This is a genomic window from Peribacillus glennii (assembly GCF_003429105.1).
Taxonomy (GTDB): Bacteria; Bacillota; Bacilli; order Bacillales; family DSM-1321; genus Peribacillus; species Peribacillus glennii.
Genome location: NZ_QVTD01000023.1, coordinates 16,875 through 32,837 on the forward strand (window position 1 = coordinate 16,875; position 15,963 = coordinate 32,837).

The 15,963-nt window shown below is 42.0% G+C and carries 11 protein-coding genes, 1 pseudogene and 1 riboswitch; of the genes and pseudogenes, 1 reads left to right on the top strand and 11 read right to left on the bottom strand.

Annotated elements, in window-relative coordinates; translation table 11 throughout:
- Positions 1-118 precede the first annotated feature (118 nt).
- From D0466_RS21020 to D0466_RS21040, 5 genes are all read right to left on the bottom strand, one after another.
- On the bottom strand, positions 119-1,606 hold the full coding sequence (locus D0466_RS21020) for a DEAD/DEAH box helicase (protein ID WP_117324458.1): 1,488 nt from the start codon (positions 1,604-1,606) through the stop codon (positions 119-121).
- 920 nt (positions 1,607-2,526) lie between these two features.
- Entirely contained in the window at positions 2,527-3,873 is a 1,347-nt protein-coding gene (locus D0466_RS21025) for a globin-coupled sensor protein (RefSeq protein ID WP_325048755.1), read from the bottom strand.
- A gap of 183 nt (positions 3,874-4,056) precedes the next feature.
- Positions 4,057-5,454, bottom strand: a complete 1,398-nt coding sequence (locus D0466_RS21030; RefSeq protein WP_117324460.1) for a UDP-N-acetylmuramoyl-tripeptide--D-alanyl-D-alanine ligase — start codon at positions 5,452-5,454, stop codon at positions 4,057-4,059.
- 90 nt (positions 5,455-5,544) lie between these two features.
- Positions 5,545-6,621: a D-alanine--D-alanine ligase gene (locus tag D0466_RS21035; protein WP_117324461.1), complete on the bottom strand. Its 1,077-nt coding sequence runs from the start codon at positions 6,619-6,621 to the stop codon at positions 5,545-5,547.
- 238 nt (positions 6,622-6,859) lie between these two features.
- Complete coding sequence (locus D0466_RS21040) at positions 6,860-7,630, bottom strand: hypothetical protein (protein WP_117324462.1); 771 nt, start codon at positions 7,628-7,630, stop codon at positions 6,860-6,862.
- 439 nt (positions 7,631-8,069) lie between these two features.
- Here D0466_RS21040 and D0466_RS21045 point away from each other — a divergent pair, with 439 nt between their 5' ends.
- Positions 8,070-8,681 carry a histidine phosphatase family protein gene (locus tag D0466_RS21045; RefSeq protein WP_117324463.1) on the top strand — a complete coding sequence of 204 codons (612 nt, stop codon included), beginning with the start codon at positions 8,070-8,072 and terminating at the stop codon, positions 8,679-8,681.
- 148 nt (positions 8,682-8,829) lie between these two features.
- Here the strand turns inward: D0466_RS21045 and D0466_RS21050 are convergent, their stop codons facing one another.
- The 6 genes and pseudogenes from D0466_RS21050 to speD form a co-directional block, all read right to left on the bottom strand.
- Positions 8,830-10,086 (bottom strand): cation:dicarboxylate symporter family transporter, encoded by a 1,257-nt coding sequence (locus tag D0466_RS21050; protein ID WP_117324464.1) that lies wholly within the window; start codon positions 10,084-10,086, stop codon positions 8,830-8,832.
- 129 nt (positions 10,087-10,215) lie between these two features.
- Positions 10,216-10,364, bottom strand: a riboswitch (cyclic di-AMP (ydaO/yuaA leader).
- 187 nt (positions 10,365-10,551) lie between these two features.
- Complete coding sequence (locus tag D0466_RS21055) at positions 10,552-11,796, bottom strand: efflux RND transporter periplasmic adaptor subunit (RefSeq protein ID WP_117324465.1); 1,245 nt, start codon at positions 11,794-11,796, stop codon at positions 10,552-10,554.
- A 13-nt stretch (positions 11,797-11,809) separates the two neighbouring features.
- On the bottom strand, positions 11,810-12,472 hold the full coding sequence (locus D0466_RS21060) for a hypothetical protein (RefSeq protein WP_117324466.1): 663 nt from the start codon (positions 12,470-12,472) through the stop codon (positions 11,810-11,812).
- A 650-nt stretch (positions 12,473-13,122) separates the two neighbouring features.
- Positions 13,123-13,249 (bottom strand): annotated as a pseudogene (locus D0466_RS23200) (ABC transporter ATP-binding protein); the annotation flags it as partial.
- A 229-nt stretch (positions 13,250-13,478) separates the two neighbouring features.
- On the bottom strand, positions 13,479-14,324 hold the full coding sequence (locus D0466_RS21070; protein WP_117324469.1) for a tyrosine-type recombinase/integrase: 846 nt from the start codon (positions 14,322-14,324) through the stop codon (positions 13,479-13,481).
- A gap of 142 nt (positions 14,325-14,466) precedes the next feature.
- Positions 14,467-15,300: an adenosylmethionine decarboxylase gene (speD, locus tag D0466_RS21075; RefSeq protein WP_117324467.1), complete on the bottom strand. Its 834-nt coding sequence runs from the start codon at positions 15,298-15,300 to the stop codon at positions 14,467-14,469.
- Positions 15,301-15,963 lie beyond the last annotated feature (663 nt).

Genomic DNA, 15,963 nt, shown 5'->3' on the forward strand with positions numbered 1-15,963 from the left:
GTGTTAATGCATTGGGGGTCAGTCCCCCAATGCTTTAGAGCGTTAATTGACCGGGGGACTGACCCCCAATAAAATATTAAAGGAGAGCTTCATCGCTGAAGCTCTCCTTGTGGACGTTTTATTTGTTCATTGTTTCTCTTCTTTGGCTTGAACCGCGGCTGCCGCCGAATTTGCGGTTGTTGTTGCCGCGCTTGTTACCATAATCCTTGCGTCCGGATGATGGTCCCCGGCCATTGCGTGACCTATTGCCAGATCCGGAGCCGGATCTGTTGCGGTCTCGTCTCATTGGCATAGGAGCTTCTTCTGTTAGCTTGACAGGAGTTGAATCCGGCTCCTTGGTCAATTGTTTAAGGGCAGCAGCTACCAATTCGGCAGCATCGTGCTTTTGGAGAAGCTCTTCAGCCTGGGATATATAAAGAGAAAGATCTTCATTTTCCACAGAACCGAGGATTTTTTCTGTTACTGCCTTTTGCTGTCCTTCCAAAGCTTCAGTCAGTGTTGGAGTCTTCATCCGCTCCATCTGTTTCTTGGTGGTACGCTCCACAGCTTGAAGTTGACCTCTTTCCCTAGGGTTTACAAACGTAATGGCGACACCATGTTTTCCTGCTCTGCCTGTACGGCCGATACGGTGGACGTAGCTTTCAGGATCCTGAGGAATGTCAAAATTATATACATGGGTTACACCGGAAATATCAAGTCCCCGGGCGGCCACATCCGTAGCAACCAGCACATCGATGGCGCCTTCCTTGAATTTCTTCAATACAGATAAACGCTTTGCCTGGCTCAAATCGCCGTGAATCCCTTCAGCCATATAGCCGCGGACATTCAAAGCGGTTGAAAGCTCATCAACACGGCGTTTTGTACGCCCAAACACGATGGCTAGTTCAGGTGTCTGGATATCAAGAAGACGTGCCAGTGCTTCAAATTTCTCGCCTTCTCTTAATTCGATATAATATTGGTCGATATTAGCTACGGTCATTTCTTTCGCCTTCACACGTACGATCGTTGGTTCTTTCATGAAGCGTTCAGCAATTTTCCGGATAGGTTCAGGCATGGTGGCAGAGAAAAGTAATGTTTGCCTTTCTTCAGGCACCTCAGAAAGGATAGACTCTATATCCTCGATGAAGCCCATGTTCAGCATTTCATCCGCTTCATCAAGAATCACTGTCGAAACGCCATTAAGGCGAAGTGTTTTACGTTTAATATGGTCTAACAACCGTCCAGGAGTACCGACAATAATATGCGGCTTTTTCTTCAATGCACGGATCTGGCGGTCAATATCCTGCCCTCCGTATACTGCCAGTACACGTGCGCGCTTTCCGTATCCAAGCTTGAAAAGCTCTTCCGAAACCTGAATGGCCAGCTCGCGTGTTGGAGCAATGATGATTCCCTGCACGTTTTCGTTTTTCAAATCTATTTTTTCCATCAACGGAATTCCAAAAGCCACTGTCTTCCCTGTTCCTGTCTGGGCCTGGCCAATTAAATCCTTCCCTTCAAGCCCTAAAGGAATCGTTTGGGCCTGGATGGGTGTTGCCTCTTCAAATCCCATTTTTTCAATAGATTTCATCGTCGTTCTGTCTAATCCTAATTCGCTAAACAATGTCAATTTTTTCGTGCTCCTTTGTTATAAATAAATTGTATCTCTTATGAAAAAGTTTTCTCAATATCACCTAAAAGAATGACTACATTTTTAAATATAAATGAACTCGGTTTATGTATACCAAAGGACATAATGAACCACACCATTCCAGTTAAAAAACCGTCATGATTGATTGAAAAAACCATTCTTTGGTCATACATATAGTCGGATAACAAATTCAAAGTACGGAAATGTAAAAGTAGCATACGCGGAAATACCGGTCAATTCAGGTGAGGGCTGCTGCACCATATTTCCCTATGCAGCGGAAGTCCAAACCCCGTTAATGCATAAAATAAACTTGACAGAGCAAGCTTCATACACAAAACAGGCCCTTGTTGCGTGAGGAAGTAAAAGGTGGAAAAAATCACAAAATGCCTTGGCATAATGCTGCAAGTGCAGAGATTTTTGTGAATCAAACCATTGGATCACAATGATTTGAACTTTCCTTTAGCAATAAAAGTGCTGTGGCATACAGCCTTTTTTTAAATTCAAGACGCTTGGCCTATTTTATTTGTTTGAATGTGCCCTGATCCTGTTTGCACTTAAAGGACAGGGAGAATCTCTTTCAAAAGAGAAAAAAGCCTTGAGAGGTACTTTACCGATAGCAAGAAAATCGCTGTTTAAAGTATAGTACGCAATCTCTTAGTGTATGTTACCATTTTAGAAACTGTAATGCAATAAAGGATAATTTTTCAGCCCTTTCTAACATGGCCATTTTAAAGAATTTCATCCTTTTAAATAAAAAAAGCCAAAACAAATGGAAAAAGGCCTGCTCCCCGAAAGTCTATCGGATCCAGGCCGTCTTAATCAATAAATTAGCCACCAGGGCATAGTGCTATCTTCCGGCAGCATGTTTTGAATACCCCTTCTATCTGCGAAAACCAGGTTTATCCTGTGAATTTGCTGGTGAGTTGGCTATTTAATCTGCTTAGCTGTTCTGCCATGGAAGCAATCTGGAATGACGCTTCAGTGACTTCCTCAAACGTCCTTCGGAAATCCACTACTTCCTTGCCGAAAGTTTTGATTCTTACATCGCTTGTTCTGATCCCTTCAACTGATCCTTCTAAAATACCGATCACGTCCCTGTTAACTTCCCTGAAAACACTTGTCTCAGCAACGATCGTTTGGAATCTTTGCTCGAATTTATCGATTGTCTCCTGAACGGAGGATATCTGGCTCTGGATATGGTCCAATGCAGATTCTGTCTGATGGGCCAGTTTCCTGACCTCCTGAGCGACGATGGAGAATCCCTTGCCATGCTCCCCGGCCCTTGCCGCTTCAATGGCTGCATTTAATGAGAGGATATTGGTTTGATTCGAGATTCCCCTGATCGACTTCACAATCTGATTGATTTGGACCGAACTTTCACTCAGTTCACTGGTAAGGTTTTTCGTCGTTTCTATCATCGCTACTACATGATCTACTTTTTCCAGGGCAGCCGCAACATGTTGCTTGCCCTTTTCCACATGCTGGATCATGTCCCTGGAGGATGCCTGGATGTCCGCTATTTCTCCCAGCATGCGATTTAACTGAATTTCTTTTTCCGCGATGTGCGTGGTTGTCTGCTTTGCACTGGCGGCAAGTGTTGAGGAAGAATCATTCAGCTTGTATTGCAGATCTTCAATTTCATTTAGCTTCATCATGGAGGAAGTATAGGATTGTATATACGTCTCTATGGCAATTTGCATATCGAATGAGCTGAGCTTTTGAAACGAAACGAAAACATCCGTAACTTCCTCCCAGCTGTCTAATTCGCGTGTCAACACATGAAGCATCTCAGTTTGAATAAGTGTAAATGCAGCAATATACCATTCAGGAAACAACCCAATTCGATTGTGTACGCTGCCCACCACTCTTCTTCGAGTGACATAATTATTGCCGATATCCCCTGATACCATGTCCAATAAATAACCAGCCAATGTTTCTTTAAGCCTGTTCAATGTGGAGTGGTCGTTGATAATGGTAATAAGAGGAGGTATTTCCTGAAGCTTCACATAGAAAGAATCAACAATTGTTTTTGCGTTCCTTTCCATGATCGGCTTTATCTGTGCCAAATTCTCAATATCCTTTTGTTCCAGCCCTATTAATTGCAGCTGAAGGACATTGCTTCCATGCAGTTCTTGGAAGACAGGATTGACCCGGTTGCTTGAAGAAGGGACGATGACGGCCTCACTTTCCCCTCCGTCATTAGGCTTTCTGAATAACCTGAAGATCCCTTCTTGATTTTTAACCAAAGAATGAAACGGACATCCACTCATATTTAATCCCCTCTCAAAAAATGAGGCTTACTACCCATTTTCTGTTACAAGTATATATTAAATATGAGGAGATATTTTTGGGTATTTTTACAAAATTATGAATTAAAAAAGGCAGAATCGTTAACATGTAACCTTTGCAGGGTATACGGCTACCGATTTTTACGCATCGATCGGATCCTTTTGTTTCTGTAACGCATGCACCACTTCTTCCAGTTTCATTCCCCGGGATGCCTTCACTAGTATTAAATCATTTAAAGATGTATGCATCCTCAATTGGTGAATTAACTCTGCTTTATCCATAAAATCCAACACATGGCCAGACGGGAATTTTTTCGCTGCACCCTTGGCAATTGCCTTTCCTAACTGACCGAATGTAAACACCTTTGTGATATGGCCAGGATCAATCAACTCACCGATTTTCTCATGGAAGTCCCATTCCTGAGGCCCTAATTCAAGCATATCTCCAAGAACGAGGAATTTATTACGGAATCCCGTCATTCCTTCCATTAGCTCTATGGCTGCTTTCATGGAAGTCGGGCTCGCATTATAAGCATCATTGATTATTTTTTCACCGCGTGAACCTTCTACGAGTTCCATTCTCATGTTGGTTAACTGAAAACTGCCGAGGCCCTTGCGGATTGATGCGCCGTCCACATTAAGTTCTTTTGCGGCAAGCATGGCTGCCAGTGCGTTTAGGACATTGTGATTTCCTAGCACCGGAATTGTAAATTCATCCGAAGCAGCGTTTAACGTAAACGCTGTACTGTTTTGTCCTTGCCGGATCGCGAGCGGATATAAATCATTCGTATCGTTGCGTCCGAAAGAAAGGACGCGGCGCGTCTGTCTGATATTTTTTATTTTGTTTTTCAATAAGGGTTCATCCCCATTATAGATTAGAGCTCCGCTCTCGCTTAAACCAGAGACAATCTCAAACTTGGCATTTGCAATTTCTTCACGGGATCCGAGGTCCAACAAATGGGATTCACCGATATTCGTGATAATGGCCACATCCGGACGGGCCATATTCGATAGAAACTCTATTTCTCCCCGGCTGCTCATGCCCATTTCCAGAACGGCAGCCTCTGTATCTTCTCTCATTGAAAGAATGGTCAAAGGCAACCCGATATGATTGTTGTAATTTCCACTTGTTTTATGCACTTTATAAGTTGTGGCAAGCAGCGAAGCAACCATGTCTTTTGTCGTTGTTTTCCCATTGCTGCCAGTTATCCCGACAACCCTTAACGTCAACTGCCCCCGGTATTCCCGGGCCAGTTGCTGAAGTGCCTCCAACGTATCCTTCACGATAATCAAAGGAAAACCCTCTGGCGGATTCTCTATATCCTCCTGCCATAATGAAGCCGCTGCCCCCTCTTGCAAAGCCTTTTCAACGTATTGATGTCCATTCACATGCTCACCGTTTAACGGCACAAATAAATTTCCGCTGCTTATGCTTCTAGAATCAATGGACACACCCTGAATTTCCACTGATTCATATGCCGAAATATCGTTAATCCCTCCGGCCATTTTATGGATTTGCTCCAAGGTTCTTGTTATCATCTTCATCCTCCTAGCCATAAAAGAAACGAAGCAGGAGCCTCCAGGTTCCCGCTTCATCTTATCCTTAGTGGTTGATCAATCTAGATTCCCTTAAAAGGTATGCTTTATCTTTTGTTTTTCCTCATGCCGTTCAATTGCCAGGTTTACCAATTTTTCAATGAGCTGCGGATACTCTATGCCAGTATGCTTCCACAACAGCGGGAACATACTGAATGGAGTAAAACCGGGCATTGTATTCACTTCATTGATATACGCTTTTCCGTCGCTGGTAAGGAAAAAATCTGATCGAACAAGGCCGGAGCAATCCAAAGCCTTAAACGCCGTAACAGACATATCTTTAAGCATATTGTGTTGATCTTCTGTAATTTCCGCCGGAATGACAAGGGCGGTGTTACCGTCCTCATATTTAGCTTTATAATCGTAAAAATCTTTCTTAGGAATAATTTCACCAGCTACTGAACATTCCGGGTGATCGTTGCCAAGTACACCAATCTCCACTTCCCGGGCAACTATCCCCTCTTCCACGATTACTTTCCGATCGTATTGGAATGCTTCTTCAAAAGCTTTCTCTAATTCGTCCTTTGATGTACATTTGCTAATCCCCACACTCGATCCAAGATTAGCCGGTTTTACAAAACACGGATATCCAAGCTCATTCTCCACTTTGTTATAGGATGCCGCGCGATCCTTCTCCCATTCCGAACGAATAAACCATGTGTATTTGACCTGGGAAAGGCCTGCCTGCGCAAAAATGTTTTTCATGATTACTTTATCCATCCCGGCGCTCGAGGCAAGAACACCATTTCCGACGTAAGGTAGGTTCAAAAGCTCAAGCATTCCCTGGACAGTCCCGTCTTCCCCGTTAGGCCCATGCAGCAGCGGAAATATCACATCAAATCCCTTGCTTTTTTCTTCCCCTTTTTCAACCGCCCCTGAAAAGGCAAGCGGTGCTGTGGAGGACGCCCCTGAAAAGGAAAGTTCTTTCACACTTTCGACTGGTCCCATAAGTTGTGGACCCTGTATCCATTCTCCTTTTTCCGTTATGTATATGGGATGTATGTCAAATTTATTTAAATCAAGCGCTTTAATGACTGCCATCGCGGTTTGCATGGAAACATTATGCTCCGCAGATTTTCCGCCATACAGTAAGCCCAGTTTCGTTTTCATGTATTTACCCTCCAATGCTTCTATACCCGCATCCTATTGTAACATTTTACGCGGAAAACGAAAAAAATTTCTATTTCTTTCTATTGGTTCTTTTTCCTAAAACATCCTGCCTGACATCTTGAACCGTACTTTATGTATATGAATCTGAATGCAAGGACTACACCAAAACAGACCAAAATAATGTACGAAAAGAGGCTGACCCTTGCTTCCCGAGCCAACCTCCCACCATTCCTTTTAATCAATTGCCTATCGTTAGGGACCATTCTTTCGTTTTACGATGAAAAACAATTAGCGCATGAGGCTTTTCATGTTTTATTTGATTATAGCCTTCTGCCATGTCATCCATATTCAAATAATCGCCGACGATCCAAGCCGGAATTTCCAGCCGGTTCCTTGATTGGTGAACTTCATGAAAAGAAAAGACCATGCCTTCAGCCATCAACCGGCCAAGCCTTTGAAAAATTTCAGCAGGAATAGGAGGGTACTCGCTCCGCTTCCTGATGCCCAGCCAGGTTCTTTCCGCACGAAGCGACCCTATCTTAAGGGGTACTAATTGCCCCATCAGCTTAAAATAATTACTAAGGGAACGGTAGTAAATTTTGTTGAACCAGCTATCATCCTGTGCCAAATAAACAAATTCGTTATTTAATTTTCGGTAAAAAGGAGGCCGCAGATGGTTTTTGCAATGCCCTAAATATAAGAGCTCTGCCAACTCATTGCCATCCAATTCATCCATGCCGCTCTCTTCCTCAAAATCGATCCAGCAAAAATCTCCATAATCATGGACATTTTCCCTCAAAAGCTTTACTACATTTTCCTGATTCACATATTCAAGCAATGTATTCATATTAAATTCAGCATCCTCAAATTTGTGCTTTAACAACAACAGGTTGGATAGCGGGAGCTGAAGCGAGTACGCGAATTCACGGAAATTCATACCGGACGAAACCACAAATCGTTCGGAGTCATGTAAGTGTATGTACAAAATATTTTTTGCCTCATTTTTCATTTTGCGTGTTACCCTCCGAACACTTGTTGTAGTTTTCCATCGTACATAATATACCCATTTTCTATTGATCATTTTACCAAAAAACAGGGAAGTATGTGTTACTTTCGAACTCTTATTTTAAAATTCAGCATTTTACCGCAGGAAATAGCAGGAATCGATGTCGAGAAGATATTAAATCAGATATAGTATAATGTGTTACCAGATTATGAAGTTCCTTTTAATTTCAAGTTGCCCACTATTATATTTTGGCTCAATCAGGTGCAACCAAGGTTTCACCTGCTTTTGAGCACAGCTGAAAATTAGCCAACTGCATAGGCCCTGGATAAAGCCTGCTTTCTCCTCGTCGTATGCAGTTGGAGCTTAATTGAGCCAAAAGTCCAAAGTATAATTTATTCATACGTATTGTATTAATCCAACTAATATTCAAGGAGAGAGACATATGCTGACGATTTATTTAACAAGGCACGGCCAGACAGAATGGAACGTGGAGGGACGCATGCAGGGATGGGGCAATGGAGAATTGACGGAAAAAGGGATCAATGACGCCATTGCACTAGGTCAAAGGCTAAAAGATATCCCCATAGACACCATCTATTCTAGTACCAGCAAAAGGGCGTTTCAAACTGCGGATTTAATAAAAGGAGAACGTAACATCCCCATAGTAAAAGATGATCTATTCAGGGAAATGTCTTTTGGCGACTGGGAGGGAAGAATCCGGCAGGAAATTGAAAAAGAGTATACAGAAGAGTTTAAAGTGTTCTGGGAAACTCCGCATCTATACAACCGAAATAGCGGGGAATTATTCTCCCATGTATTGGAGCGGGCCCAAACATCATTTGAGAAGATAATCGGGGATCACCGGACTGGCACCGTGCTCGTCGTGACCCACTCGATATTCTTAAGGGTATTACTTTCTTATATAAAGAATTTACCCCTGGACAAGTTGTTCAACCAAAACGCTCCCGGAAATACAAGTTTGACTAAGATCATGATTAAAGACAGACAACTGGAGATTATCTTTGAAGGGGATATGTCGCACCTGCAAGGCTGAAAATTAAGTACATAAGGCTACAATCGAGCATGCAAGGCACTTTTGTTAATGAAAAAGCAATCTCTCCAATTATGAGCGATGGACACATTTGATCACTCATCAAACAACCACAAAAACCAGAGTGAAGATTCCACTCTGGTTTTCATCTTTAACTTATGTTTTCCGCAGCCTGTGGCGCTTTTTCCGACTGGAATTTACCTTCCCATTTTGCGATAACAATCGCAGCCAATGAGTTTCCGACAACATTCACAGCCGTGCGGGCCATATCGAGAATACGGTCGATGCCGGCAATGAAAGCCAATCCTTCAACCGGGATTCCCACTGTTCCAAGAGTTGCAAGAAGGACAACGAAGGATACCCCTGGTACACCGGCAATTCCTTTAGAAGTTACCATCAAAACAAGCACCAAAGATACTTGATCCGCAATGCTCATATCAATTCCGTACATTTGTGCGATAAAAACAGCGGCCAGGGCCTGGTATAGAGTCGATCCGTCAAGATTAAAGGAGTAACCTGTCGGGACAACGAAAGAAGCGATGTGCTTTGGAACACCAAGCTTCTCCACCTTCTCCATAATCTTTGGAAGCACTGTTTCAGAGCTGGCTGTCGAATAGGCCAAAATCAGCTCTTCTTTTAACGTTTTGATTAATGTAAACAGGTTAAATCCGACGATTTTTGCGACTAATCCCAGGACAACGACGATAAAGAATATCATTGTACCGTAAACGGACAATACAAGCTTGCCAAGCGGAATCAACGACTCGATTCCGAATTTGGAAACCGTAACCCCGATTAACGCGAAAACACCGAATGGCGCAAATTTCATGATTTGGTTCGTAACATAAAACATCGCATCCGCGATTCCCTGGAAGAAAGCAAGGACCGGCTTTCCTTTTTCCCCAATTGCGGAAATCCCCAATCCCAGGACTAAAGAAAAGAAGATAATCGCAAGCATATTCCCCTCAGCCATAGCGGCAATCGGGTTGGTTGGAACGATATTCACGAACGTTTCTACCATGGAATGACTTTCCTGCTGTTCCGCAGTATCTACGTAACTATTAATATCCGTTTTATTCAGCTTGTCCATGTCGACCCCGGCACCCGGCTGAAACACGTTAGCTGCTACTAAGCCGACTAGAATGGCAATTGTCGTGATAATTTCAAAATATAATAACGTTTTCCCGCCTACTTTTCCAAGCTGCTTGATGTCACCTGTACCGGCAACGGCAATAACGATCGTGGAAATGACGATTGGCACCACAATCATTTTAATTAAACGGAGAAAAATATCTCCGATTGGCTGTAAGTACGTGGTTACCTGCGGGTTTCCAAAAAAGATGGCTCCTACAATAACCCCAAGCACCAGGCCGATAAAGATCTGCCAGGCTAATCCTATTTTCTTCATCTACATCCTCACCTTCTGTAATATTCTATGCTGAAAAAACATTTGTCTCGGCAAGGGAAACAACAAGATGTTTTCTTTGCGCAAAAAAAAGACACAAGCGATGTCTTTTGTGTGCGAACATATCACATACTGTTCCCTTAAAGACGCTGACGAGGTTAGCTGTCGGGTTAGGACCAGGAAACACTTTGCCCTTTCAAAATGAATTCACCCCTAGTGGAAATGAATATTCCACAAAATGGTTCCCCCGTTCTTTTGTTAAGATTAAGCGAAAAACTTATACAATTTAAATAATATATTAAAAAAGTAAATCTGTAAATGACTTTGCTGCTATGAAAATATTAGAAAGTGCATTTCTAACATGATTTAAACAAATAAACAAATGAAAACAAAAGACTCCCTCTTAAATTCAAAGGGAGTCCTTCATGAATAGGCAAAGGGCTCAGGGGCCCAAATTACAGCATTTATTTACTGTTCCAACAGTCCCACAAGGATATACCGAAATTTTTCACTGTTTGGCATTTTTTTAAATACAGATTTGCTGGCTTCCTGTGTATCCAGCGGTGTTATAAACCGAGACTGGCTGAATCCGGTATGATCGGGTGACCGGACAATGACATCCCCTTGCTTCACACCTTTTGCCACTTCACGTTTGCCTGCAAAGCCCAACCCTTTATCTATGGATTGCATTTGCATATAGCCTTTTGCCGTTAATCGGTAGATGAAGGGTTTGCCCTTTTTTTTCCGTATTGCAGTTTCTGGAATCGCCGGTACCCCTTTTGCTTCCCTTGTAATGACAGTGATCGCTACTTTGGAGCCTTTCACTAGTTTGGATGATTCCTTTTCCATAGCAGCCTTGTATTCATATGTACCACCCATTTTGACATCAGGTTCTTCTTCAGGAATGGTATTAATCTGTTCAATCGTACCGTTTAGTGGTTTCTTTAAGTCGGGTGAGGTGATTTTTATTTTCATGCCCGGCTTTGCTTGCTTCAGTTGTTTTTCATTAAAAAATCCTTCGATATCCGATTCTTTGGAAGCAATGGTAATGATTGGATCACCAAGGCTGTAATCCACTTCTTTGACGAACCCTTCTGACTCACTGGCAACAGTAGCTGTACCCCCCGCGTGGATATTGCTTAACTGTGTATCCAGTTTCGTGATCTGTTCCTCCAGTTTGCCCTTCTCCATCTCCTGCTTATAAATCTCCTGCTTGATTGTGCTTTTGATTACACCGGATGCTGCATCTGCAAGATCAGGCTGGGCTTCCAGTCCTGTATCCGACGAAGTTGAAGATGAGGCATCCGTTATGGTCGGTTGATAACTTTCCAGCTTGGCGATATATTCGTCAATCCCGGCAATTTCTCCCTCCACTTGGATTTTTTGAGCTTCCATTGCTGTCCGCAAAGCATCCAGCTCTGGAGTAGCATATTCAAATAATGGAGTTCCCGCTGAAACTTCATCCCCTTCACGGACGAGGAATTTCTGAAACTCGTTATTTTCCTTGCCATAATAAATGGGGGACTCCTCTTTGGGCGTAACGACCCCTTTTGATTGAAAGGTTTCGACAATGTCTCCCCTTTTTACTTCCATCCATTCATTTACATAAGCCGTCCTTGCGACCTTGCTGTTATCTTTAACGGTTAAATAAATGTTAACGGCGACAAAAGCCGCAGCCATAATGATGATAGAGTAGAACTTCCACCTATTCATGCTGCGCACCCCCTTAGAAAAAAACACTGACTGTTATGTAAGATAAGAAAGCCTGCACGAGCCATGCAACCAAATAAACCAGGATAATAGCGGATAGAATCAGGTATTTATTCACTTCAGAGAGATCTTTCAAATAATAATATTGCAGGCAAATGGCAGCCAACTGAAAAATTGTGATCTCTCCAAAAAAATGAACAAAAAACTCATTCGACATGACCTGCTGGCTGAGGACACCAAGCGAGAATGGATTGGAATCCTGATTGATATCCAGCAGAACAAAAAATGGAATCGATAAGGCCTTTTCAAACAGAGCCACCGCCATGGCAAACATTTGGATGATTACGATCCTCATATACTCAGTATCTATTAATGTCCAAAAGAATAAGGAGGCCAAAAACAAAAACACACAAGGAAATAAAATGCCTGCTGCCAATTCCCCTATAACTATCAGAAGTTTTTTCGTTTCAAACGCCGCGCCATTTAACTCTGTTACTTCCCTTGAAATGGACTCGGAGCCAATACCAAAATAAGCGCTGATTCCGAATATAAATATGCTAACAACATATAGTAAGAGCAGTTTCAGCCCGAAACCCACCACTTCTTCTGCCTGTTTGAGCCGGTATTTGCTCTCACCCGGAAAGAATACGCCGTTTAGCAATTGAACTCGATAAGTCATGTTTGCTCCCCCGTGGAATAAAAAATTATCGGATACCTTATTTTATCGTAATTTGACTGAGTGTGCATAATGAATGTCAAATCTTTACACATAAAAAAAACGGCCCCTGTTCCCAAGAAGCCGTGAGTGAAACGGAAGCAGGCTATTTTCCATTATAAGACACAGCGGAAGCCGTTCTTATAAATATCCATGAAACGATAAATAAACACATTGCCAATCCGAAGAATAATCCATAAAATTTCCATTGCATCAAATTTGTATACGATTCGATCCATTCGAATAAGAATGTGCGGATGGGCGGCAGCACAGCTGGGACATTCAACAAAACAATTGATTATTGGCGGCTTTTTTTATGGGCATTTTCACTTTTTTACAAAATATGTACTATAGAAATAAGGAGATATATAGTTAGTTACATAAGTAATGAACCGCATAACTAAGTAAGGGGGTGCAACATGAAATTCAATCTTGATGGCGACCGCCCAATTTTTTAGCAAATCGCGGAACAAATAGAGAATCAGATCATTAATGGTAAAGTGTGAAGCTGAAAAATTAAGTATTGAAATACCTGATTTAATTGACATGATAAAGAGATGATATTGAGCGGTGTTGTGATCCCATAGAGGATAAAACAAGGAGCAGATATAAACATCTATAAAATGGGTGGAAAAGAATAAACGTTCTTGGCTTTTCACTGTACTCTCCAACAAGCAATTCGTAGAAACGCTTCCTTGCGGCGGCGTCCAGCCCGATATAAGGTTCATCAAATATGGTGACGGGCTTTGCTGCCATAGATACATTCACTGCTTTAATCCCGCTGAAATTGGGCAAATGGCTACGGGTTTTCATCAAAAGGATTGGACGTTATAGTGCATCGAAGGATTTCTAAACTCCACACAGTTAACCGCATATTATTCGGATTTGAACGAGCATCACGGAAGCACAGACATTAGTTGAAAAAGAAGATAAAAAAAGGAGCGCGGCATGCGCTCCCTTTTTCCCATCTTTATTTTGAAAAAGCCTTTTCAATAGCATCATCAAGGTTAATAGAATGTTCTGCCAAATACCGTTTTGTTACATTTAAATCCTTATGGCCCGCTAACCGGGATACAGTCTGGATGTCCACGCCGCGATCGATAAGCTGTTTGCAAAAAGTATGCCGGAGCTTATGTGGATGGACATTATACTTTCTCAGCATATATTGGACAGACCGCGGCGTAATTCGCTGATTGTAACTGGATATAAAGAGCACTTCTGTTTTCTCTTTCATGGAACTTTTATAGTTTTCAATGTGAATGCACGCATCTTGGGAGAGAGGCACCATCCTGTCCACTTCCCCTTTTGAATTGCGGACATTAATATATTTTCGTTCATCTTTGATAACAATATCGCTGCAATTCAAATCGCATAATTCTGACACGCGGATTCCTGTATGCAATAAGATATATACGATGGCAATATTTCGTAAATTCCCGTCCCCTTCGACTTCTTTTAATAAGGCATCCCGCTCCGGCGCATCAAGCGTCTCAGGCACCCCTTGCTTTTGCGGCTTTGCTTTTCGGTCAATATTTAATAATAGCTGGGGAGTCCCCAAAAATTTAAAAAACATACTTAATGCCACAAAATGCTTCTCAATCGTGCCTGCGCTTTTATTCGAATAGTCCAGGTGATCGAGATAGGCTTGTACATGTTGAGATCCTGTTTCTTCCAAATCCAGGCCGCTCCATTCACTGAACTTTGAAAGAACCCCTGTATACGTCTTTATCGTATTCTCGGATTTATCCTGTTTCAATAGCCATTCTGAAAAAGCCTGTAAAGTCGATGATTTTACATAAGGACCGGTTTTACGCACCAACGTTTATTCCTCCCATGTAGAATGCAGGATTTATGCTAATTTTAACACAGATTAACCTGCGATACGAATAATCGTTGAGTTACACCGTTTCTTGGTTCGAGCATTGAGTTACGGCTTGAAGGATGTGCTTCATAAATGATCAATGGTCCCGGCTATCAGCTGATCCCTGATTGATATTTTTCCCATAAAAGATTTCATCCATTTCCATTGTCAAACGTTCTGTAATTTCCTCCACTTCATCGGGATGGAGTTTCTCTTTTGTATAGCCAAATAAATAGTTATTTAAATCAAATTCCTTGAGTTTGCATTTCGTATGAAAAATGTTTTCCTGATACACATTTACATCGATCATATCATACAATTCTTTCATATTATCGGGAATATAGTTCTGGATCGAATTAATGTCATGGTCGATAAATAGCTTATGACCTTTAATATCCCGGGTAAAACCGCGTACACGGTAATCCATCGTCATAATATCTGTATCAAACGAGTGGATCAGATAATTCAGTGCTTTAAGGGGTGAAATTTCCCCGCAAGTGGACACATCAATATCTGCCCGAAATGTGCTGATTCCTTCATCAGGATGGAACTCGGGATAAGTATGGACGGTAATGTGGCTTTTATCCAGCTGCATAACAACAGAGTCCGGCAGCGGACCCGGAGACTCGTCGTATGATTCTGCAGGAACCTCTACCACAGGCCCCTCTGACACCAATACGGTCACGCTCGCTCCCTGTGGCACATAGTCCTGCTGGGCGATATTCAATACATGGGCCCCAATAATGTCCGCCACAGTTTTTAATATTTTAGTTAGCCTCTCTGCATTGTATTGTTCATCAATATATTCCAGATAAGCTTCGCGTTCTTCCCTGGTTTTCGTATAACAAATATCATACATATTAAAGCTTAATGATTTTGTGAGATTATTGAATCCATGTAATTCGATGCGCTGCTCCGGTGTCAATTTCACAGTCATTTCCCCTTATTTATTTTCTTAAATATTTTTATGATACCCATTCTTGTCAATAAAAAACAGCCTCAGTGAAATCCCAAGAATGCCCCGTTTACTCTGTAGTTTCAATAGCTGCCATGCATCACAAGCAGCCATTAAGAAAAACACAAGAAAAAACGCGGGACGGCTTACTCCTCTGGAAACCAGTTGATATACCCTACGTACAAAGGAAATGTCACCAATGTTATCAGAATTAAACCCTGTAAGACCAGGCAGAAATCGATAATAATCGATAAAATACCAATTAGAAGGCAGTTTCTATTTTACTTATTTTTTCACCTCGGTCTGATCCAACCATTCTCCTCGAATATTATACGTGGAAGCTTCCTTTTTCACTTTCAGAAACTTTTGCACTCTTCTGTATAGTTGATTGCCTTTTCGCTAACCGATTTCACAAGGATTAGTAATTAAATGGTGGATGTCTTTTTCCGTAAAATATTTTTTAGTCATTATGATTTCCCCGATGCCTTTTTTCTTATTAAGTAAAAGCATACAAAAAAGCACCCTATAAAGTAGTCCTTTTTTCAAAGTGTCTACTCTATAGGGTACATTTTAGTCCGTCTGGTCTTCTTTTTGCTTGGCGATGTCCTACTCTCACAGGGGGAGAACCCCCAACTACCA